Annotated in this window: 20 protein-coding genes and 1 pseudogene; 16 read left to right on the top strand and 5 right to left on the bottom strand. The window is 67.9% G+C overall.

Annotation, left to right across the window (positions count from 1 at the left end; genetic code table 11):
- Nucleotides 1-11: 11 nt before the first annotated feature.
- The 7 genes from HQN59_RS22795 to panC are packed head-to-tail and all read left to right on the top strand — an operon-like array spanning nt 12 to nt 6,247.
- Nucleotides 12-1,385, top strand: a complete 1,374-nt coding sequence (locus tag HQN59_RS22795; RefSeq protein WP_176071445.1) for an MmgE/PrpD family protein — start codon at nt 12-14, stop codon at nt 1,383-1,385.
- A 34-nt stretch (nt 1,386-1,419) separates the two neighbouring features.
- Complete coding sequence (locus HQN59_RS22790; RefSeq protein WP_176071444.1) at nt 1,420-2,280, top strand: HpcH/HpaI aldolase/citrate lyase family protein; 861 nt, start codon at nt 1,420-1,422, stop codon at nt 2,278-2,280.
- 36 nt (nt 2,281-2,316) lie between these two features.
- The gene (locus HQN59_RS22785) at nt 2,317-3,105 is read left to right on the top strand and encodes a citryl-CoA lyase (protein WP_176071443.1); all 789 of its coding nucleotides are present in this window, start codon (nt 2,317-2,319) and stop codon (nt 3,103-3,105) included.
- 7 nt (nt 3,106-3,112) lie between these two features.
- The gene (gene bioB / locus HQN59_RS22780; RefSeq protein WP_176071442.1) at nt 3,113-4,144 is read left to right on the top strand and encodes a biotin synthase BioB; all 1,032 of its coding nucleotides are present in this window, start codon (nt 3,113-3,115) and stop codon (nt 4,142-4,144) included.
- 10 nt (nt 4,145-4,154) lie between these two features.
- Nucleotides 4,155-4,541, top strand: coding sequence for an aspartate 1-decarboxylase (gene panD / locus HQN59_RS22775; RefSeq protein WP_176071441.1), 387 nt, complete (start codon nt 4,155-4,157; stop codon nt 4,539-4,541).
- The gene (gene panB, locus HQN59_RS22770; protein ID WP_176071440.1) at nt 4,538-5,368 is read left to right on the top strand and encodes a 3-methyl-2-oxobutanoate hydroxymethyltransferase; all 831 of its coding nucleotides are present in this window, start codon (nt 4,538-4,540) and stop codon (nt 5,366-5,368) included. The genes panD and panB overlap by 4 nt, the downstream gene beginning before the upstream one ends.
- 18 nt (nt 5,369-5,386) lie before the next feature.
- Nucleotides 5,387-6,247 (top strand): pantoate--beta-alanine ligase, encoded by an 861-nt coding sequence (gene panC / locus HQN59_RS22765; RefSeq protein ID WP_176071439.1) that lies wholly within the window; start codon nt 5,387-5,389, stop codon nt 6,245-6,247.
- A 47-nt stretch (nt 6,248-6,294) separates the two neighbouring features.
- Here panC and HQN59_RS26355 read toward each other — a convergent pair.
- The 3 genes and pseudogenes from HQN59_RS26355 to HQN59_RS22750 all read right to left on the bottom strand — a co-directional run.
- Nucleotides 6,295-6,547, bottom strand: a pseudogene (locus HQN59_RS26355) (hypothetical protein); the annotation flags it as partial.
- A gap of 230 nt (nt 6,548-6,777) precedes the next feature.
- The gene (locus HQN59_RS22755) at nt 6,778-7,050 is read right to left on the bottom strand and encodes a hypothetical protein (RefSeq protein ID WP_176071438.1); all 273 of its coding nucleotides are present in this window, start codon (nt 7,048-7,050) and stop codon (nt 6,778-6,780) included.
- A 10-nt stretch (nt 7,051-7,060) separates the two neighbouring features.
- Nucleotides 7,061-8,626, bottom strand: coding sequence for a S8 family peptidase (locus tag HQN59_RS22750; protein ID WP_176071437.1), 1,566 nt, complete (start codon nt 8,624-8,626; stop codon nt 7,061-7,063).
- A gap of 313 nt (nt 8,627-8,939) precedes the next feature.
- On the opposite strand from HQN59_RS22750, the gene HQN59_RS22745 reads away from it, so the two are divergent.
- Entirely contained in the window at nt 8,940-10,163 is a 1,224-nt protein-coding gene (locus HQN59_RS22745) for a hypothetical protein (RefSeq protein ID WP_176071436.1), read from the top strand.
- 118 nt (nt 10,164-10,281) lie between these two features.
- Nucleotides 10,282-10,560, top strand: coding sequence for a hypothetical protein (locus HQN59_RS22740; RefSeq protein ID WP_217704279.1), 279 nt, complete (start codon nt 10,282-10,284; stop codon nt 10,558-10,560).
- Between the two features lie 32 nt (nt 10,561-10,592).
- Here the strand turns inward: HQN59_RS22740 and HQN59_RS22735 are convergent, their stop codons facing one another.
- Nucleotides 10,593-12,446, bottom strand: a complete 1,854-nt coding sequence (locus HQN59_RS22735) for an ATP-binding response regulator (RefSeq protein ID WP_176071435.1) — start codon at nt 12,444-12,446, stop codon at nt 10,593-10,595.
- Nucleotides 12,447-12,955: 509 nt separating this feature from the next.
- On the opposite strand from HQN59_RS22735, the gene HQN59_RS22730 reads away from it, so the two are divergent.
- Together HQN59_RS22730 and HQN59_RS22725 are read left to right on the top strand one after the other, a co-directional pair.
- Nucleotides 12,956-14,029, top strand: a complete 1,074-nt coding sequence (locus HQN59_RS22730; RefSeq protein WP_176071434.1) for a tyrosine-type recombinase/integrase — start codon at nt 12,956-12,958, stop codon at nt 14,027-14,029.
- A gap of 35 nt (nt 14,030-14,064) precedes the next feature.
- Nucleotides 14,065-14,292 (top strand): hypothetical protein, encoded by a 228-nt coding sequence (locus HQN59_RS22725; RefSeq protein ID WP_176071433.1) that lies wholly within the window; start codon nt 14,065-14,067, stop codon nt 14,290-14,292.
- On the opposite strand, the gene HQN59_RS22720 is transcribed toward HQN59_RS22725, so the two are convergent.
- Nucleotides 14,289-15,068, bottom strand: coding sequence for an AcaB family transcriptional regulator (locus HQN59_RS22720; protein WP_176071432.1), 780 nt, complete (start codon nt 15,066-15,068; stop codon nt 14,289-14,291). The genes HQN59_RS22725 and HQN59_RS22720 overlap by 4 nt on opposite strands.
- A gap of 499 nt (nt 15,069-15,567) precedes the next feature.
- On the opposite strand from HQN59_RS22720, the gene HQN59_RS22715 reads away from it, so the two are divergent.
- The 5 genes from HQN59_RS22715 to HQN59_RS22695 all read left to right on the top strand — a co-directional run bounded on the left by HQN59_RS22715 (nt 15,568) and on the right by HQN59_RS22695 (nt 20,200).
- Complete coding sequence (locus HQN59_RS22715) at nt 15,568-16,218, top strand: hypothetical protein (protein WP_176071431.1); 651 nt, start codon at nt 15,568-15,570, stop codon at nt 16,216-16,218.
- Nucleotides 16,203-16,541 carry a hypothetical protein gene (locus tag HQN59_RS22710; protein WP_176071430.1) on the top strand — a complete coding sequence of 113 codons (339 nt, stop codon included), beginning with the start codon at nt 16,203-16,205 and terminating at the stop codon, nt 16,539-16,541. The genes HQN59_RS22715 and HQN59_RS22710 overlap by 16 nt, the downstream gene beginning before the upstream one ends.
- A gap of 9 nt (nt 16,542-16,550) precedes the next feature.
- Nucleotides 16,551-16,862 (top strand): hypothetical protein, encoded by a 312-nt coding sequence (locus HQN59_RS22705; protein WP_176071429.1) that lies wholly within the window; start codon nt 16,551-16,553, stop codon nt 16,860-16,862.
- Nucleotides 16,863-16,900: 38 nt separating this feature from the next.
- Nucleotides 16,901-17,251 carry a hypothetical protein gene (locus tag HQN59_RS22700; RefSeq protein WP_176071428.1) on the top strand — a complete coding sequence of 117 codons (351 nt, stop codon included), beginning with the start codon at nt 16,901-16,903 and terminating at the stop codon, nt 17,249-17,251.
- Nucleotides 17,252-17,695: 444 nt separating this feature from the next.
- The gene (locus HQN59_RS22695) at nt 17,696-20,200 is read left to right on the top strand and encodes an adenosylcobalamin-dependent ribonucleoside-diphosphate reductase (protein ID WP_176071427.1); all 2,505 of its coding nucleotides are present in this window, start codon (nt 17,696-17,698) and stop codon (nt 20,198-20,200) included.
- Nucleotides 20,201-20,284 lie beyond the last annotated feature (84 nt).

Raw genomic sequence — 20,284 nt, 5'->3', positions numbered from 1 at the left:
TGGAGACGCCAATGAACGATCACCCTTCGGCCGCACTGGCCGCCTTCGCCGCGAAGCTCCGCGCAGAGGACATCCCTGCCGCGGTGCTGCGCCGCAGCGAGGACCTGTTCCTCGACTGGCTGGGCTCGACGCTCGCGGGCAAGAGCGCCCGGGCCGTTCAGGCGATCGAGCGCTACGCGCTGGCGATGGGGCCGACGCTGCGCAACGGCGACGCAGGTGGCGCCGAGGTGTTGATCTCGCGCCGCCTCACGTCGCCGCATTTCGCGGCGATGGTGAACGCTGCCGCCTCGCATGTCGTGGAGCAGGACGACGTGCACAACGGCTCGGTGTTCCATCCGGCCGCGGTGGTCTTTCCCGCGGCGCTCGCCACTGCGCAGGCCACGGGGGCAAGCGGGCGCGAGTTCCTGGCCGCCGCGGTCGCCGGCTACGAGGTCGGCATCCGTGTGGGCGAGTTCCTCGGCCGGCCGCACTACCGCATCTTCCACACCACTGCCACGGCCGGCACGCTGGCCGCCGCCGCGGCCACCGGGCGGCTGCTCGGGCTCGACGCCGAGACGATGCTGCACGCGTTCGGCAGCGCGGGCACGCAGGCCGCGGGCCTGTGGGAGTTCCTGCGCGACGCGGCCGATTCCAAGCAGCTGCATTGTGCGCACGCGGCCTCGGCCGGCCTGGCATCGGCTTGGCTCGCACGCGACGGGTTCACCGGCGCGCGGCGCATCCTCGAAGGCGAGCAGGGCATGGCCGCGGGCATGTCCAGCGATGCCGATCCGGCCCGGCTGACGGTCGGCCTGGGCGAGCGCTGGGCGACCGCAGAGACCTCGTTCAAGTACCACGCCTCGTGCCGCCACACGCATCCGAGCGCCGACGCGCTGCTGGCGCTGATGCGCGAGCACCGGCTCGGCGCGGACGACATCGCGGAGGTCAAGGCGCGGGTGCACCAGGGGGCGATCGACGTGCTCGGGCGCGTCGTGGTGCCGGCCACCGTGCACCAGGCCAAGTTCTCGATGGGCACGGTGCTGGGCCTGGTGGCCGAGTTCGGCTACGCCGGCCTCGATGAGTTCGACCGCCACTTCGTCGCCCCGCGCGTCGCCGAGTTCCGCGACCGTGTCGCGATGCAGCTAGACGCCGAGGTCGACGCCGCGTACCCGCAACGCTGGATCGGCAAGGTGCAGGTGCGCACGCGCGATGGACGAATCCTCGACGCGCGCGTCGACCAGCCCAAGGGCGACCCCGGCAACACGCTGAGCCGGGCCGAGTTGGAGGACAAGGCGCGCCGGCTCGCCGCCTACGGCGATGCGGCCACGCCGGCCGAGATGGGCACGCTGATCGCAGGCGTCTGGGCGCTGGAGCGCACCCCGCACATCGGCCGCCTGCTGGGCACCTGACGGACACGCGAAGGGGCCGGGCAGGGACCTCCAGATGAGCGACGACGGGCTCGCAGCGCGGCAGCCGCGCACCTACCTGTTCGTGCCGGCCGACCGGCCCGAGCGCTACGCCAAGGCGCGCGCGGCCGGGGCCGATGCCGTCATCGTCGATCTCGAGGACGCCGTCGCGCCCGTCGCCAAGCCGGATGCACGCGACGCGCTGGCGAACGCTCTGGACGGTGCTCTCGACGCAGCGCAGGACGAAGCCGCGCCGCTGATCGTGCGCGTCAACGCGGCGGGCACGCCCTGGTTCGACGACGACCTGGCACTGTGCCGGCATCCGGGCGTGGCCGCGGTGATGCTGCCCAAGGCCGACGGCATCGACGCCGTCTGCCACGCCTTCGAGAATGCGTTCAAGGACGTGCTGCCGATCATCGAGTCGGCGCGCGGCATCGAGGAGGTGCGCGCCATCGCGCGCGTGCCGGGGGTCGTGCGGCTGGCCTTCGGCAGCATCGACCTGGCGGTCGATCTCGGCATCGACTGCGCGCCCGACGGCGGCGAGGCCGAGCTGCAGCCCTATCGCGCGCAGGTGGTGCTGGCGTCGCGGCTCGGAGGCCTGGCGGCGCCGGCCGACGGCGTGAGCCTCGCGATCGACGATGCGCCGCGCTTGCGCGCCGATGCGGAGCGTTCGCGCCGGCTCGGGTTCGGCGCCAAGCTGTGCATCCATCCCAAGCAGATCGCCGTCGTGCAGGGCGTGTTTGCCGCCGATCCCGAGCGCATCGCCTGGGCTCGGCGCGTGTGCGCGGCGTTCGCTGCCTCGGGCGGCGCCGCGGTGGCCGTGGATGGCGAAATGATCGACGTGCCCGTCGTCGAGCGCGCCCGGGCCGTGCTGCGGAGCGCCGGGCTCGCAAGCTGAACCCCTTTCCCAACTTTGTCCATTACAGGAGGGCCTATGCCCCGCAAGACCAAGCCGATCCGCTCCGACATCGCCTGGAGCACGCCCGACCGCATCGAGGTGCGCGGGCGCAGCCTGCCCGACGAACTGCTGGGCAAGATCAGCCTCGGCGACATGGCCTGGCTGCTGATCGTCGGCCGCATGCCCACGCCGCAGGAGTCCACCGTGTTCAACGCCATCGCGGTGACGCTGGTGGAGCACGGCATCACGCCCAGTGCGCTGGCCGCGCGCATCACCTACGCCGGCGCGCCCGAGTCGCTGCAGGCGGCGGTGGCCGCGGGCCTGTGCGGGCTGGGCTCGGTGTTCGTCGGCTCCACCGAGGGCACGGCCAAGATGCTCTACGAGGCCTTGCCGCCGGGTACCAGAAACGCCGACCTCGAGAAGATCGCGTGCGACCTTGTGGCCGGCTACCGCGCGCGGGGGCAGATTGTGCCCGGCCTCGGCCACCCGCTGCACAAACCCGTCGACCCGCGCGCGCCGCGGCTGTTCAAGATCGCCGAGGAAAATGGCTTCTCGGGCGACTACATCCAGCTCGAGCGCCTGATCTGCACCGAGGCCGAGCGTGCCAGCGGCAAGATGCTGCCGGTCAACGCCACGGGCGCAATCGGTGCAATCTGCTGCGAACTGGGCCTGCCGTGGAAGATCGTGCGCGGCGTGGGTGTTTTTGCGCGCGCGATCGGCCTGGTGGGCCACATCCTCGAAGAGAGCAACAATCCCATGGCGGTGGAGATCTGGCAGCGGGTCGAGGACGAGGCCACGGCACACGTGCGGCCGAACGCGGGATGACGCGAACATGAGTGAACCGAAGGACGTTGTCGAACAGGCGGTTCAGTGGCTGCCGCCGCGCCGCGAGACTGGCGGCGCTGCGGCGGGTGCTCCAACGGGAGCTGACAGCGAGCGCTGGAGCGTGGACCGCGTCGAGGCGCTGTTCGATCTGCCCTTTGCCGACCTGATCCACCGCGCGCAGCAGGTGCACCGCGAGCACTTCGACGCCAACGAAGTGCAACTGTCCACGCTGCTGTCGATCAAGACCGGTGGTTGCCCGGAAGACTGCGGCTACTGCCCGCAGTCGGTGCACTTCGACACCGGTGTGGCGGCCGGCAAGCTGCTCGACGTGGGCGAAGTCACCGCCGCGGCTCGCGCCGCGCGCGAACAGGGCGCGTCGCGCTTCTGCATGGGCGCGGCCTGGCGCGAGCCCAAGGACCGCGACATCGAGAAGGTGGCCGAGTTGGTGCGCGCCGTGAAGGCCGAAGGGCTGGAGGCCTGCTGCACGCTCGGCATGCTCAGTGAAGGCCAGGCCGACGCCCTCAAGAACGCCGGGCTCGACTACTACAACCACAACCTCGACACCGCGCCCGAGGCCTACGGCCGCATCATTTCCACTCGCACCTACGACGACCGCCTGCGCACGCTTGAGCGCGTGCGCGACGCCGGCATCGGCGTGTGCTGCGGCGGCATCGTCGGCATGGGCGAGTCGCAGCGCGAGCGGGCCGGCCTAGTGGCCCAGGTGGCCAACCTCGACCCCTACCCCGAGTCTGTGCCGATCAACCAACTGGTGCGCGTGGAAGGCACGCCCCTGGCCGAGGCCGAGGCGCTCGATCCGCTTGAATTCGTGCGCACGATCGCGGTGGCTCGCATCACGATGCCGCGCGCCCGCGTGCGCCTGTCCGCCGGGCGGCGCGAGATGAGCGATGCCGTGCAGGCGCTGTGCTTCCTCGCCGGCGCAAACTCGATCTTCTACGGCGACAAGCTGCTGACCACCGGCAACCCGGATTGGGAAGCCGATCAGCGACTGCTCGGCACGCTCGGCATCCGCACCTGCTGAGAGGACAGCCATGTTCCGCCACATGTTGAAGTCCAAGATCCACCGCGCCACCGTCACCGCGTGCGAGCTGCACTACGAAGGCTCTTGCGCTATCGACGAGGACCTGCTCGACGCGGCCGACCTGCGCGAGAACGAGCAGGTGCACATCTGGAACATCGCCAACGGCGAGCGCTTCGTGACGTATGCGATACGGGGCGTACGCGGCAGCGGCATCGTGTCGCTGAACGGCTCTGCCGCCCGCCGTGCAGCGATCGGCGACCTGGTCATCATCGCGGCCTTCGGGATGGTGGCCGAGGACGATCTGGACCGGCGGCGTCCGAAGCTCGTCTTCGTCGACGAGCGTAACCGCATCTGCGAGATGCGGTCTGATATCCCCGTGCAGGAGACGCCGGTATGAGCGCATTGGTAAAGGCCACGCGGCCTGATCGCAAGCCGGTGTCGCTGCTGGGGCTGCGCGCCATGCTCGCCGCGGGCGAGAAGATCGCGATGCTGACCGCCTACGACGCCACGTTCGCGCGTGCGGCCGACGACGCGGGTGCCGACTGCCTGCTCGTCGGCGACTCGCTCGGCATGGTGGTCCAAGGCGGATCGAGCACGGTGCCGGTGACGCTCGACGAGGTGGCCTACCACGTGCGCTGCGTCGCGCGCGGGCGCCGGCACGCCTGGCTGCTCGCCGACCTGCCCTTCGGCACCTACGAGGAAAGCCCCGAGCAGGCGCTGCGCTCCAGCGCGGTGCTCGCCCGTGCAGGCGCCCAGATGGTCAAGCTCGAGGGCGGCTGGACGGCCGAGACGGTGCACTTCCTGGTGGAGCGCGGCATCGTGGTCTGCGCCCATCTCGGGCTGACGCCGCAGTCGGCTTCGGCGCTGGGCGGCTACCGCGTGCAAGGCCGCGACGAGGCCGCCGCCGACCGCCTGGTCCGCGAAGCCCGCGCGCTGGCGGATGCGGGTGCGGCGATGCTGGTGCTCGAACTGGTGCCCGCTGCGCTGGCGCGGCGGGTGCAGCAAGAGAATCCGGCGCTCGTCGTGATCGGCATCGGCGCGGGCGGCGACGTCGCCGGCCAGGTGCTGGTGCTGCACGACATGCTGGGCGTGACCGCCGGGCCGTTGCCGCGCTTCGTGCGCGACTTCGGCCGCGAGGGTGGCGGCGTCCACCAGGCGCTGCAACGCTATGTCGCCGCGGTCAAGGACCGCAGCTTTCCGGAAGCAACGCAGCACACCTACTGAAAGGCGCCGGGGGGCAGCATGCGAACCATCCACACCATTGCCGATCTGCGGGAGGCCCTGGCGGGCTGCGGCTCGACGAGCTTCGTTCCGACGATGGGCAACCTGCACGACGGCCATCTGGCGCTCGTCCGGGAGGCCGGCCTGCAGGGTGGTCCGGTGGTCGCGAGTATCTTCGTTAACCGGCTGCAGTTCGCTCCGCACGAGGACTTCGACCGCTACCCGCGCACGCTGGCACGCGACTGCGAACTGCTCGAGGCGGCGGGTTGCGACATCGTCTTCGCTCCCGACGAGCGCGAGCTCTACCCGCAAGCGCAGACCTATGCGGTGTGTCCGGACCCGGCGCTGGCCGATATCCTGGAGGGGGAGTTCCGGCCCGGCTTCTTCGGTGGCGTGTGCACGGTGGTGCTCAAGCTGTTTGCCTGCGTGCAGCCGGCGGTGGCGGTGTTCGGCAAGAAGGACTACCAGCAGTGGAAGGTGGTCGGCCGGATGGTCGAGCAGTTCGCGCTGCCGATCCGAATCGTCGGCGGCGAGACCGTGCGCGCGGCGGACGGTCTCGCGCTGTCCAGCCGCAACGGCTATCTCGACCCGGGCGAGCGGGCCCGCGCCGTCGGCCTCTCACAGGCGCTGGCGCGCGTTCGCGACGCCTGGAACACGGCGGCGCTGGATGCTGCGGCGATCGAGGCGGCTGCGATGGCCGAACTCCGCGATGGCGGCTGGGTGCCCGACTACGTGAGCATCCGGCGACAGGCCGATCTGGCCGTGCCGACATTGCAGGATCGTGCCGACGGCGTGCCGGTCGTCGTTCTTGCAGCGGCCCGTATCGGCTCGACACGCTTGATCGACAACATCGAAGTCAGCGTTGCGGCCCGCCAGCGCTAAGCATGTGCTGATTACGTAGCAGCCCGTGCGGCTGCGAAGGCACCCCTTCAGCGCGCCCCCAGGCCCAGCTGCTCAAACAGCGCGCGGGCGCGCCGAGTCGGCGGCTTGATGGTGGTCAGCAGTTTGTCGCCGTAGCACATCGAGTTCGCGCAGATGAGGAAACACAGCGCCTGCTACGCCGTCGTTCATCCGTTCGCGGCCGGCCGCCAGCCGCACGATCGCACGCGGCAGGCGAATGCGCGCCGCAGCGATCGTGCGGACGAATTCGAACGCGTCGATCGGCTCGGTCGTTGCCAGCGGCGCGCATTTGAAGCCCACTGCCAGTCGCCCGAATTGCCGCTGTCCAGCATGGCTTCGTACATTTGAACCATCCCGAGGGCGGCGAGGATAGTTCAGCATGGCGCGTCTATAGAGACGGGGCCTTTTCAGGTAGTTGACATAATTAGTATTGACGCTCATCGCGATTTGCACCCAAGAGGGTGCCAATCTAGGCGTCGCGGGCCGGGATTCAAAGCCCGGCCGGCCGGAATCTAGCCCTTGGCAGCAGCCGCCAGCGTTCCTCGAGCCTTCGAGCGCTCCAGCGGCTTGCGCTCGGGCACCCGGGTGGCCTTACGCTCGACCGAGTAGCGCCAGCCCGGCAAGGCCTGCGCCACCTCGGGCACCCGCGCCGGCGTCACCTCCAGCAGCATCGTGCCGGCCAGCGACTTCACCACCGTCGCCCCGCGCGAGCGCGCGGTCTTCTTGGCCGCCGTCAGGACCTTGGCGTCCTGGGCGTCACTGTTGAAGAAGACGTAGCGGCTCATGGTGCTCGGATTATCGGGCCAAGCCCTTTCCTTGCATACCCGCGGGCAAATGGATGTCCTCGGCCGCCTGCAGGGCCATTTTCACGATCTCGGCCGACCTGGCGGCGTCGCGCGCCAGGTCCTTCACCGCTGGGTTGGCTGCCAGCCGGCGCGCCAGGACCCCGGTGGCGATCGGCGTGGCCATGGAAGTGCCGGACATCACCCCCCAGCGGTTGGCGAAGATGGTGGACACCACCCCCACGCCAGGGGCCGTCAGCGCCACCTTGGCGCCTCGGTTGGAGAAGCTGGCCAGAAAGCTCTGCTGCCCGCCCAGCGGCTTGCCTCGCGAGGTGCTAAGCGTCCAGTCCAGGTAGGTGCCGGCCGGCCAGCTGCCGATGAGGCCGATCGCCGAGACGGCCACCGCCTGCGTGTAGCGCGCAGGGTAATCCACCTGCCCTTTGCCGTCGTTGCCGGTGGCAGCGACGCAGACGCAGCCTCTGGCCCAGGCGAACTCGACCGCATCGCGGATGCCGTCGTCGGCCATGCTGTCGCCGATGCTCAGGTTGACCAGGTCGCAGCCCTGGTTGGCAGCATCCTTGATCGCCGCGGCGATCGCGAAGCTCGACGCGTAGGGGTCGCCTGACTCGAAGATCCGGTAGGCATGCAGCTCGACCGCGCTGGCCTCGCCACGGCGCCAGCCCGCCGCTGCCGAGGCAATCACCCCTGCGACGTGCGACCCGTGCCCGTCCTCGTCCCGGAAACGCCGCCCCGACTCGGCGGCGGTCGTGTTCAGTCCGCGCTTTACCTTGAGCGCGCTGTGCGGGCCAACCCCGGTGTCGACCACCGCGACACGGACCGTTTTGCCGGACCCCGCCGCAGGCTTGCCGTAGACTGTGCCGCGCACGTCGACGACCGCTGGGTCGATGGGCACCACGGCGATTTCGACGCCGCCGGGCACGACATGCACCTCAGCCAAGCGCATCGGCCAACCCGAATGCAGCGGGTCGACGTAGATCGCGTCCACGCGCTGCGTCTTGTCGCTGAGCACAAAACTCGCCTTGCCGTACCGGTTCGTCGTGCCTTCGACGCCGATGCCCTTGTCCTCGTCGGTCATCACGGTGACCAGCGCATCCGGCAGGCGCCGCCGCTGGCCGCCGTCGAGCACCACGGTCACCGACCAGGTCACGGTGTGACCGGTACGCAGCCGCGGCTTCTTGAGCGCCGCGCTCTGGGTGGACCACGGCCTGGCCGGCCTCTCGAGGCTGTACCACTGCTCTTCCAGCACCTTCGCACCCTGCGGTGCCTGCGCCTTCAAGCGATCCAGCGTGACGTGATCCTGAGGCGCCAGCAGCAAGGCCCCGTCGGCCGGCGAGCGGTTCACCACCTTGACCGGTGCGGCAAGGGAAAGCTTTGGTGTCGCCGCTCGTGCAGTACGCGAGGCTACTGTCGGAGCTGCCTTCTTGGCTGAAGCAGCTTTGGCCGCTGGGCGCGGGCCCAGATGCATAAGGCGCATCGTCTGGAGCGATGTCGGCGCGACCGCTGGCAGCGAAGGCCGTGGGATGACGATGAACCGCTTGGGGCGTTGCGGGAGTTTCATGGGCGGTCCTCCTCCTGGGTAACTCTTGTGGGTGGCCGGTCATCGGCGCATGCCAGGAAGTGTCCCCGATTGTTGGCGCTGATTTTCCTGTAACGCTCGGCGCGGTTGGAGCGACTGACGTCCGACACGAACACCCTTTGAAGCCCAGACCGCCTTGCGTAGAATGCAAAGCAAGGTGCCCACCGTACTTGCACGCGAGTAGAAAAAGGCGTCTCCATTCATCGTCAACGTTCTTCCCCACCGGGCATCGTCGCCGGGTCCTTAAACGCGTGCACACGACCTGCTGCGACGTTGCACACGGAAAGGAAGACGTATGACCGTCAAGCATCTCGCGCACGCCGCGCACCAGCAAATCCAGACCGCCTGCGGCATCACCGTGGCGCGCAGCCATGTCCACGAGTTGCTCGCTGCGGCCTTCGGCTATGGCTCTTGGGCGGCGTTCCGGGCCGACTGCGTCCTGAGCGATGCGGGCGTCGGGGACTTGGTGCCACAGAACGGGTCGGCGCTCGCTGGCCGGGCCCTGCAGCTGAACATCCCGCCGAACGCAACCTCCGTCGCGGCATCGACGCTGCTCGCCCTCCTCCAGGAGCGCCGCGTCAGCGCCCTGCGATGGCACGCCGTCGAAGCAATGACCAAGCCAGCGGTCGAGGCTCCTCCACGTGGCGGGCCGGAGGCTTGGTCCGAAGAGGACGATGCCGACCTTGACTTCGACGATGAGGAGCCCGCGATGCCTCCCCCATCGCCGGCGGTGCGTCTTGCTCGATCGCCACTGCTGCTCGATGAGCTGGCATCGCGCGCGATGAGCCCGCAGATCCACCACCAGCTGGCGGGTGCGTTTCGGTGCCGCAAGCCCAACCCCTACCTTTACGAGGAGTCGCTGAAGGGACGGGTGCTGACCAAGCAGGAGCAGGCCTGGGTCGACCAGTACCTGGCCGAGGCGCCGCAGCACCGCGCCTTCGAGCATCACCTGCGCCAAGCGGCACTCGGCGGCGTGCGACAGGCCGCGGCGGAATATGCCGCTGCGTTCGAAGACGCCACCTTCTACGAGCGTGCGAAGCACCTCGACGGTGAGGTTGACGCTCGGACCATGGCCGAGCTCGCTCCCACTGCCGAGCAACGACACGCTTGGTTGCGCTCGGCAGCCGAGCAGGGATCGCACCAGGCGTTGGACGATCTCGCGCATGCGGGAGACAGCTGGGCACTCGAGCGGCTCGCGCGCGAAGGCGATGTCGAGGCGTTGCGCACCCTGGCCGAGGAGGCTGTGGAGAGCGGAGACGGTTTGCGTGCATGGGCCTACCAGAACTTCGCTGCCACGCTCGGCGTTGACCTGACCCAGTCCGACTACCGTGCCTACCACTCCGAGGGCGAGCACGCGGGCGAGTTCTACGACAGTGACTTCGGCGGCCCGATGCACGTGGACGGATCCCCTGCGGTAGACCTGCCGGAACTGGATGACGACGGGCATTCGCGAGCCAGGGAGATGGCGCTGCGCTTCTCGGGCGGCGTCAGCTTGGCGAACGCGCTCGAGGCCCAATAACGCAGCGCGCATCACGCGCAACGGCCAGTGGCGGTTTTGGCGGGGGTCTGGACCGGACTTTCGAGTTGCGAGGCCCTCACAAGGGACGCAGGATGGTCATCCCTGCACGCGCCTTGCCATGAAGCCCCGGAAATCCCCCTTGCGACTAGCGCTCGCCGGCCTGTGCGGTCCGACTGCACAGGCCGGCCGCGCCGACGTTGACGGCTTGCTGGCGATCGCGGGGCTTCAACTGCAGGCGTACGAGCCGCCGACTGGTTTCACCGATCCGCGGCTCGCGACGGTCTGCAAGGAGGCTGCGAAGAAGGGCCTCCTCGTCACCGACACCCAGGGCCGCCTGGTTGGTGACCTGCGGGCGGTCTCCCTCACCGACGTCCTTCCCTCGCTAAGGGACAGTTGAACTGCACCCGTGCGCGGCCGGTCGCCGGCGGCTCAGGTGCGATTCGCCGCAGAGAATCCGCGCCGCTCCAATGCGCGCACGATGGTGCCGACCATGGTGTCTGCTTTGGCGGGCTTGGCCACATACGCATCGAAGAGTCCGCTGTGCTCTTGCGCGAGACCAAACGCGCTCATCGCGATCAATCTCGTCTCCGATCTCGGATAGCGGGCCCTCTGGCGCCTGGCGAGTTCGTAGCCGTCAGCTCCAGGCATCTGGATGTCGATCAACGCAGCTTCGTAGGCGTGGTCCTCGAGTTCTTTAAGGGCTTCTTCGGTGCCGGGGGCTTCCACACAGATGGCGCCCTTGGCGCGAAGCAGATCGGCAACGGCGCTGCGAACGGAATCCTCGTCGTCGACGACCAGCAGGCGCAGGTTCGACAGGCTTGCGGTCCCAACGCTCGGCCGCTTGGGAGCCTGCTCCAGCACTTTCACCGGGATGCGAATGCATGCCGTGGTGCCTTGGCCCATTTCTGACGTTAGCTCCGCCGTCCCCCCGAGCTGCGCGACCAGCGACCGAACGATCGACAGCCCGAGTCCCAGCCCCCGCGCCTCACGCGTACCTCGGAACCACGGGTCAAACACGTTGGGCAGCGCATCCTCCGCAATGCCGCTGCCCGTGTCGCTGACCCACAGCGTCATCGTGCAGGGATCTCGACCATCGACCTCGGCTCGAATCTCGATGTGCCCGGTGCTCGTGTACTTCACCGCGTTGCTCACCAGGTTGCCGATGATCTGCTGCAGGCGCATGTCGTCGGCGTGCAGCGAGACCTCGGGGACTGCCACGCGAACCTCGATGCCCTTGCGGTGGGCGAGTTCACGCAGCTCGACGATCGATGCCGCGACGACTTCGTCGAGTCGCACCGGCCGCTCGCGGATCTCGTAGCCGGCGGCCTTGTTCGCTCGAACGAAGGCTGCAAGGTCGTTGGCCTGGTGCATCAGCTGATCTGCCGCGCGCGATAGTCGCTGGACCGGCTCCTGCAGGCCCTTTGACTTGTCGTCTGCGGTCTTCAGGGCGAGCAGGTCGGCCAGCGCCACGATGGTCTGCAGCGGCGTGCGGAACTCGTGCGAGACCTTCGCGATGAACAGGTCGCGGGTGGCCGCGGCCTCGTTGCGCGCGGACTCGGCGGCGACCTTGGCTTCGGCCAATTCAAGCTCCGCCAGCCGCGCATGGTCAGCGCGCAGTCGATCGCGCTCGAGCAACGCCCGCGCGAGCCGCTCGCCGGCCGCCTTGGAAAGCTGGGCGGAGCGGTACATCGTGAAGCCGAAGCCGGCCACAATGATCGCGAGTCCTATCGAACGCAAGCCGTCGAAGGCCAGGTGCGCCAGCGCGAGAGACGCAACCTGCGGCACGATCATGTACAGGTACGCGCGCCCAGCCAGGGGCGCATAGAGCGCCGCGACGCCGGCGGAGCCTGCCACCATCATTGGAAACGCGATCTGCGCCACCTCCTTCAGGTGCGGGTAGATTGCCAGTGCGCCGTAGCCCCACATGAGGCCCGCCAGCCCCGCATTGAGTTCGACCTCTCGTCGAGCCGACCGCTCCGTCGCCTCGTCCAGAGGCGCGCGCGCCCGGTAGCGCTTGCTCATTGACCATCGCCAGCCGGAGACGGCCAGGCCGAGTCCGCCGAAGATGGTTCCGGGCATGCTCAGGCCGGCTTCGAACGCAAGGTAGATCACGAGGCCGACGGCGGCGAGCAACAAGGGGACATTGGCGGCAGCGGACACGACCGCGTTGGCCGTCATCGCGCGCGTGGTCTCGCCCGCATCGGGCGAGTGATCCCACCTCGGGGGTTTCTCGTCCCTCGAGGCCTTTGGCCCGTCTGCCCCCTGATCCTGATTGCTCATCATTTGCGCCGTCCTACGTCGAGCCGGCCGCGGCCGCTGTAGTTGCTGACCGGCTGGCAGTTGCCTGTTCCTCGTCCCAGAGTGCCCCACCTCGTCTCGGTTGCAAGGGATTCACCGTGGTACGCAGACACCACTGCGTTCAATCCAACAACGACAGCGAAACCAAGTTTCCATGTTCTGACACCGGCACAGTCGGGCACCCCGCAATTGGTTGACTTGGCTGACGTCACGCAGACCGTCCGCCCGTGGCGGATCCACACCAATCTTCCCGCCGCGCAACCGAATTGCCGATCACCCTGACGTGTGTGAACGTGGCTGCCCCCGATCGGGGGAGGCGTCCATCCCACCTCGTGGTGCCCACCTGCCGGGGTCCCGGTCACCCTGAAACCGAACCAACGGCGGCGGCGCTCGCATTGTCGTTCTGAGCTGCATTTGGTGCCTTGGCTGACGAGAGCTGTTTCGAATCGGGTAAGCAACGGCCCTCGCCGTTGGTTCGGATTTATGATTTCCCAATGCCCTCCCAGACCCTCGACCTCTTTGACGATACGGACCCGGCAATGGAGGTTCGCAACTACCAGGCTGCGTTTGACGCCTGGCTCACCCACCAGCGCACGTCGGTCGCCCGCAAGCTAACGCTGCCCTCGTCGATCAAGGCGTACACGGTGCTGTGGCAGGCCTTCGCCGAGTGGTGCCTGAGCCAGTCGCCAGTCGTCGCATTGGACAAGCTCACCGAGGCCGATCTCAACGCATTCATCAGCAGCCGGCTGGCCGCCAAGTCCACGTCCCACGCGAAGCTCAGCCGGCTGAAGGAGGCCGGGAAGTTCACGCCACGGCACGCCTGGCGACTGCTGACCTTGATCGACGGGGTGCTGGAGTTCCGCGCACAGGCGGCCGGATCAAACCCGCCGAATCGCTGCGCCTCCGACTTGCTGCAATCGCGCGAGGACTGGCTGTATGCCAACGCCAATCGGCGGGCGACCCTGCCCAACTTCCTGGAACCCGCAGAGGCACGCATCCTCGTGAACTACCTGTCCGCAGGCCTGCCTCGCTCCGGACGCCGAGGGGCCGACGTCTCCTGGCAGGAACTGCGAAATCGCTGCGCCGTCGCCCTTCACCTCGGCTCAGGGCTGACCCCGGCAGACGTGCGCGTGCTGCAGCTCTCGTCGCCGCGGATCCGCGCTGGGGACGAGAAGGGCGTGCCCGGGACGTTGCACGTGCCGGCGCATGGCGACAGCCCCGAGCGGGAGGCCCCCGTTGTCAAGTGGGCCGGGCGCGTGCTGGCCTACTGGCTTCAGGTCCGAAGAGAGCAGGAACTGGCCGGCGACTACCTCCTGCCCGCGACCCGCTCCGGAAAGCAGTGGGGCAAGGTGACCCACTACGAAGCCGTCCGATCGGTCCTCGAGGCCTCCGGCATCGACAAGAGCCTCGCCGAGGGCGGCGCCTATCGGCTGCGGCACACCTTCGCCCTTCGCCAACTGCGTCGCGGCAAGTCCGAGGAACTCGTGGCCAAGTGGCTCGGGATCGTCGAAATGCGCGTGATGGATCGATACCGTCGCGTCGACTACTCCACCGAGCGGCCGGACTGAGGCGGCGCAAAGGGCCACGGGAGACTGCGAACCGCATGCCGGCAGACCTCATGGCCATTGCATATGTGCGCAGGGTGCTGCTGGATCTCGGGTTCGAGGAAGTGCCCGAACGTCTGGTTCCCGCGTCCCTTGGGTTGTCGCTGTGGGTGTCGCTGCCAATCTCAGAGCTGACGGACCGAAGTCCCAAGCAACTGGTAGCCGATGACGACGGCCGCACCGAACTTCGGCAGTGGATCGCGGACCGCCTGGCAGCTGACGTTTAGGCGGCGGCCCGCACGACTTCCTGATCCTGGCCGGCCGGCTCGGGCAGTTCCGCAGGAGAAGGATGCGGATCTGACGAAGCCGCACTCGCATCCTCGGTCGCATTCGCAACAGCGGGGGTTCCGATGCTGCTTTCGTGCCCGGTATCGCCATCTGTCTCGTCCGGCGCGTTCCGCCGCTGCCCGGTGGGCTTGGGCTTGGCGGCCTCTGCGGCCAAGCGCGCATCACGTTCGTTCATCCGCCGTCGCACGCCCATCCACAGGTTGCGCGCCCGCGTCGAGATGTGCAGGACGGCGCGCTTGTACATCGACCGGCGTGTCTCGAGTTCCCGCTCGTTGATGATCTCCTCGATCGCCAGGGTCTCCATCATCGGCATGACGACATCGAGCTTGTGCATCAGGTCGAAGTAGCGCCGACCGAACGACGAGGTGATGCCGATCTCCACCTGCAGCGGCACCGTGTCATAGGAAGCCAGCACGTCGATGTTGTGATGCTTGAGCAGGGCCTCGGCCTGGTCGATCGCCGTGTTGATCTCCGCGGTCGCCGAGTCCAGCGTCTCGCGGATGTTCTGCTCGATGCGCTCCACCACCTCGTGGTCCAGCTTGACCCGCCCGAGCTCGCTGATGAAGTACATCGAGGCCTGGAAGCTGTAGAAGCACCGGGCGAACAAGCGCTTGGCGTGCGGGCTCGACAGGTGTGTCGTGCGCTTGAGCGACGCCCCTTCGACCTTTCGGAAGTCGGCGCGGTACTCATCCTTGTTCAGGATGCGCTCGTTCACTTGACCGGTGTCGATGACGGCGAGTCGGGTCGAAGTCATGGTGTCTCTCCGTTGTCCGGGCGAACTGGACGCGTACCGCAATCATCCCGAGCGCGGCCGCCGCGCGCCACCGTAAAGGCGGTCCCAACCCCCCGTCGAAATCGCGCGTTGCCCCGTCGTTGACAAAGCCGCCTGCCCGGCGCTAAGGTATTGCACGTGCAGAAGCTGGCCCTGCACCCCAAATCAGGCAAGCCCTCCAGAGCGTCGTTCCGACGCGCCGCCCGCACCAGGCACACCCACATCCGCCGATCAGCCTTTCGAGGCGCGACCTGTCTGGTCGTGCGCCGAAAGGTGTTTCCCGATCGGTAGCTGGCACACCGATTGATGCGGCTTGCGCCGCCAAAGCCAGCCCTTGAATGCCGGTTCATGACCGGCCACCAACTCAACCCCTGCGGGGCATTCGCTGCCCCGCAGGGGACGGGCGTTGCTCCGCATTCCCTTGGAGGCAGCAATGCTCACCATGAGTGCCACCACCGCGTGCATCCGGGGCTCCCTCTTCGACTTCGAGGAGCCCATCTCCATCCCCGGCCGCGCCGAGGCCATCCATACCCTGCAGTTGCACCAGTGGCCGCTGCAGGCGCTCGACAAACCGAATGCGCCGGTCCCGGCCGACGACGAAGTCCCGTGGAGCGAAGCGGCCGTCGTGCAACTGCACTGGGTGCTCCTGCAAGAGCTGAAGAAGCTCACGGACCCCGAGACGCCCCTTGAAGAGAAGATCGAGACGCTCGACTGGGCACTGACCAGTCCGGCGAATGACCACCTTCCCTTCTCGTTCGCCTCGTGCGTGCGGGTCGTCGGCACCAGCCCCTTGTCGCCCACCGCGTACTTCGGGCTGCTGGATGTCGACGAGATTCGCCAATGGCTCCTCGTCAATGCGCGACGGTGGCTGCGCGAGTCCGTCGCACGCTACCCGCAGTGGGCGCAGGAGCTGTTCTACAGCGATCCCCATTTCGCTGCGGCGCAGCTGACGACGAATCCGCAGTGGCTCAACGAGCAGATCCGTCGCCACGAGGCATCGGTGTCCTTGGACTCCGCCCAGCCCGACCTGTTCGCACTGCCGGTCGACGAGGTCGGTGCCCGTATGCCGGAGGCGTCATGCCACATCAACTGATGCGACCTGAGGCGTTGCTGGTGGTCATCCTGGTGCTCTGGGGGATCGCCGGCAAGTTGGACGAGCCCCTCGAAGGGTTCGATCCCGAAGCCGCGAGCCCGCTGGCGCCCGCCACCGGCGAAGAGGCGCAAGCACCTGTCGTTCGCCTGCGATGCACCGTCGACGACCTCGGCGAGGGCACGGCCAGGCGGCAGGCGCAACCACTCCTCATCTCGGCTCCCATCACCCCCCTGCAGCCATCTCCCCCTTCCCGGCTCACGGCTGCGATCCATCGCGAGGCCACGAGCCGCCGACTGACCTGCGTCGTCGCCGACGACGACTAGGAGACCTCGATGAATGCCACGACCCCTTCCATCCGCACCGCGGGCATGCAGCACCTGCTGCTCGTACGTTCGGTGGGTGAGCTCGAGCACCTCGTGAAGGAAAGCGAAGTGCTCACAGGCAACGCCGGTCGCACCTTCGTGGTGGCCGGCGCCGATCGCCCTGCCTACCAAGTGCATGCGGACGTCGCAGGCTTCCAGATCTCACGACTGGACAGCGACCTGCCGCACCAGTGGCTGACGACCGCACCCGAGCTGGCCAGCCATCCGATCGGCCACGCCTTGGCGTGCGGCCTTCTCTACACCGAGCCCCTCGCGCCCTAGCGCGACGGGATCCACAGACCTCGCAAGGAGAAACCTCCATGTCGATGAATCCCCCCAGCATCGGCTCGGTCCAGACACCCTACGGGCTGGCCAGCATCCACATCGGCCGCTACCCCAAGGGCGGCGCCATCTACGTCCAGCTCTACACGGTCGTCGACGACGAGCCGCCGGAGCCGCTCGCGACCCTGAGCTGCAACCTCGTGCCCTACGGCGCCGTGCTCGCGGATGACGAGTTCTCCGTGAAATCGTGGTCCGAGAACGAGCCGCTGATCGACTCGATGCTCGCGACCGGGTTGTTCGAGGACACCGGCCGGCGCACGCCGACGGGATTCGCGGTAGCGCCGACCTGGCGCATCACGAATCCGCAACTCGTGCCCGCTCGGCAGTAGCACCACAAGGTCGCTGCATGGCGATGATCGATCCGACGGCCCCCGTGCACGACGATCGAACACGACGCACTGACCACATCGGCCTGCGGTCCTTCCCACAAGGGGAGGGCCGCACCCGGGAAGGAGTCGCCTCACGGCGGTACTTTCCGAAGGGATAGCCGCCCTTCGGAAAGAACCGAGTTCCCCACAGGCAGCTGACAGGCCTGGCGCCCTCCGGCGCGAAGTCAGCCCTTGAATCGCGACCGCTGCCCCGCAGCGGTCCCCATGCAGGCAACACGCCTGCACGACCCATCCCGTCCGGCGGGCAGCAGTCCGGCCATCCCGTGGCCGATTGCCTGCCTCTTCCGCCCACCGTCGCGCATCCGAGCCTGCCAGTCCACGCCTTCAAGGCGTGCGGCCTGGCAGCGCCTTGCCGGGTGGGCATCACGCACCCGAGGAGTTCTCATGAACCTCAATGACCTTTCCCTACCCGCTGCGACCCTGGAGCCGCAGTCCATCAGCGTCGACGTCCTGCGCGAGAAGTACTGCAAGGGCGACGAGTCGACCATCGACGACGTCAACGCGCGCGTTGCCAACGCACTCGCCAACGTCGAGCCGGACCACCGCCAAGAGCGCCGTTCCGAGTTCCTTCGGGCGCTCCAGCAGGGCTTCCTGCCCGCCGGTCGCATCCAGTCGGCTGCGGGCATGGACCTCGCGGCGACGCTCATCAACTGCTTCGTGCAGCCGGTCGGCGACTCCATCGCCCAGACGGACGACGGCCACCCCGGCATCTACACCGCGTTGACTGAGTCCGCCGAGACCATGCGTCGCGGCGGTGGCGTGGGCTACGACTTCTCGCGCATCCGCCCACGCGGTGCCTGGGTCGGCAGCACGCGCAGCCACGCGTCCGGCCCGGTGAGCTACATGCAGATCTTCGACCGCTCCTGCGAGACGGTCGAGAGCGCCGGCGCGCGACGGGGGGCCCAGATGGGCGTGCTCCGCTGCGACCACCCTGACATCGAGGAGTTCATCCACGCCAAGGACACCGGTGGCCTGAAGAACTTCAACCTCTCGGTGGCCTTGACCGACGCCTTCATGCAGGCCGTGGTCAACGACGGCGACATCGACCTGAAGCACATCGCGCAGCCGGGAGCCTCACAGGTGGCCGCTGGTGCCTATCAGCTGTACGCCGGTCAGGGACCCTGGGTCTATCGAACCGTCAAGGCCCGGGTCCTGTGGGACCAGATCATGCGGTCCACCTATGACCACGCCGAACCCGGCGTGCTCTTCATCGACACGATCAACCGCGACAACAACCTGTCGTACTGCGAGACGATCGAAGCCTGCAATCCGTGTAGCGAGCAATCGTTGCCGGCCTACGGCTGCTGCTGCCTGGGCTCCATCGACCTCACCCGCTTCGTGCTCGACCCGTTCGAGCCGAACGCGAGATTCGAGGAGGATGCCTTCGCCCGCGTGGTCGACACCGCAGTGCGCATGCTCGACAACGTGCTGGACGCCACCGTCTGGCCGTTGCCGCAACAGAGGCAACAGGCGATGGACAAGCGTCGTGTCGGCTTGGGTTTCACTGGCCTGGGCGACGCACTTGTGATGCTCGGATTGCGGTACGACACGCCCGAGGCCCGCGGCCAGGCGCGGCGGATCGCAGAGTTGATGCGAAACGCGGCCTACCAAGCCTCCATCGAGCTTGCGCGCGAGCGTGGGCCCTTCCCGCTGTTCGACGCCGAGCTGTACCTGTCGCGCGGTACCTTCGCATCTCGCCTGCCGGAACATCTGCGGGAGCAGATCCGGCAGCACGGCATCCGCAACTCGCACCTGCTGTCGATCGCGCCGACCGGCACGATCAGCCTGGCTTTCGCGGACAACGTCAGCAACGGCATCGAGCCAGCGTTCAGCTGGCAGTACACGCGCAAGAAGCGCATGCCCGACGGCAGCATCCGGGAGTACGCGGTCGAAGACCACGCATGGCGGCTGTACCGCCGCCTCAAGGGCGAAGCGGCCCCGTTGACACCTGCATTCGTGACAGCGCTGGAGATGAGCGCCATGGATCACGAGGCGATGGTCGCGGCGGTTGCCCCCTGCATCGACACCGCCATCTCCAAGACGGTCAACGTCCCGGCGGACTATCCCTACGAGCAGTTCAAGGACCTGTACCTCTGGGCCTGGAAGGCCGAGATCAAGGGGCTGGCGACGTTCAGACCCAATGAGGTGACCGGCTCCGTTCTCAGCGTAGAGGGCGCCCCAACCCCGCTGCTGGCTCGGTCGGCGCAAGACGACGATCCGCTGCGCAAGCAGTTCGACAGCCGGCCCGAGGGTGATCTCGAGGGCGTGACCTCGAAGGTGGAGTACCACACGAGCGAAGGCAAGAAGTCGGTCTACCTGACCATCAACTTCATGCGTGTCGCGGGCATCGTCAACGGTCGGCAGGTCGTCATCGAGCGGCCGGTCGAGTTCTTCATGCCGGCAGGTCAGCGCGACGAGGGCCAGCAATGGATCGCCTCGAACATGCGCATGCTGTCGATGGTGGGTCGCTCCGGTGGCTCGATCGAGAAGGCGTTGAAGAACATGCGCGAGGTGGTCTGGGACAAGGGCCCGGTCCAGTGCGGCAGCGTCGAGCGCGGTGACGGTCGCATGGCCAAGCGCTGGCACGACTCCGAAGTCGCGGCAATCGGCTATTGGCTCCAGCAGATGCTGGCCAAACGCGGGTTCCTGGATGCCGAAGGCGTTCAGGTGCCGGTGATCGAGTTGTCCGCACGTCTGTCGCGTCAGTTGGAGCTGCAGTTGGGCTTCGAAGGCGACGCGGTTTCGGCCGAAAGCTTGGCATCGCAGCCAGCTTCATCGAGCTTCGTGACCCGCGGCCGTCAGTGCCCCGAGTGCGGGGCGCGCGCCCTGCAGCGCGTCGACGGCTGCGAACGCTGCTCCGAGTGCAACCACGTCGGCAGCTGCGGCTGAATCAACAACCCAGGTGTCCTCGGCGCATGGTGCTCACCGTCCAGGTGAGCAACATGGGTCGAGGGTGCCGACTCATCGGACAAG

The organism is Rhizobacter koreensis (assembly GCF_013366375.1).
Classification (GTDB): domain Bacteria; phylum Pseudomonadota; class Gammaproteobacteria; order Burkholderiales; family Burkholderiaceae_C; genus Schlegelella_A; species Schlegelella_A koreensis.
Note: the sequence above shows the minus strand (reverse complement) of the source record. Positions and strands in the feature narration are given on the sequence as shown.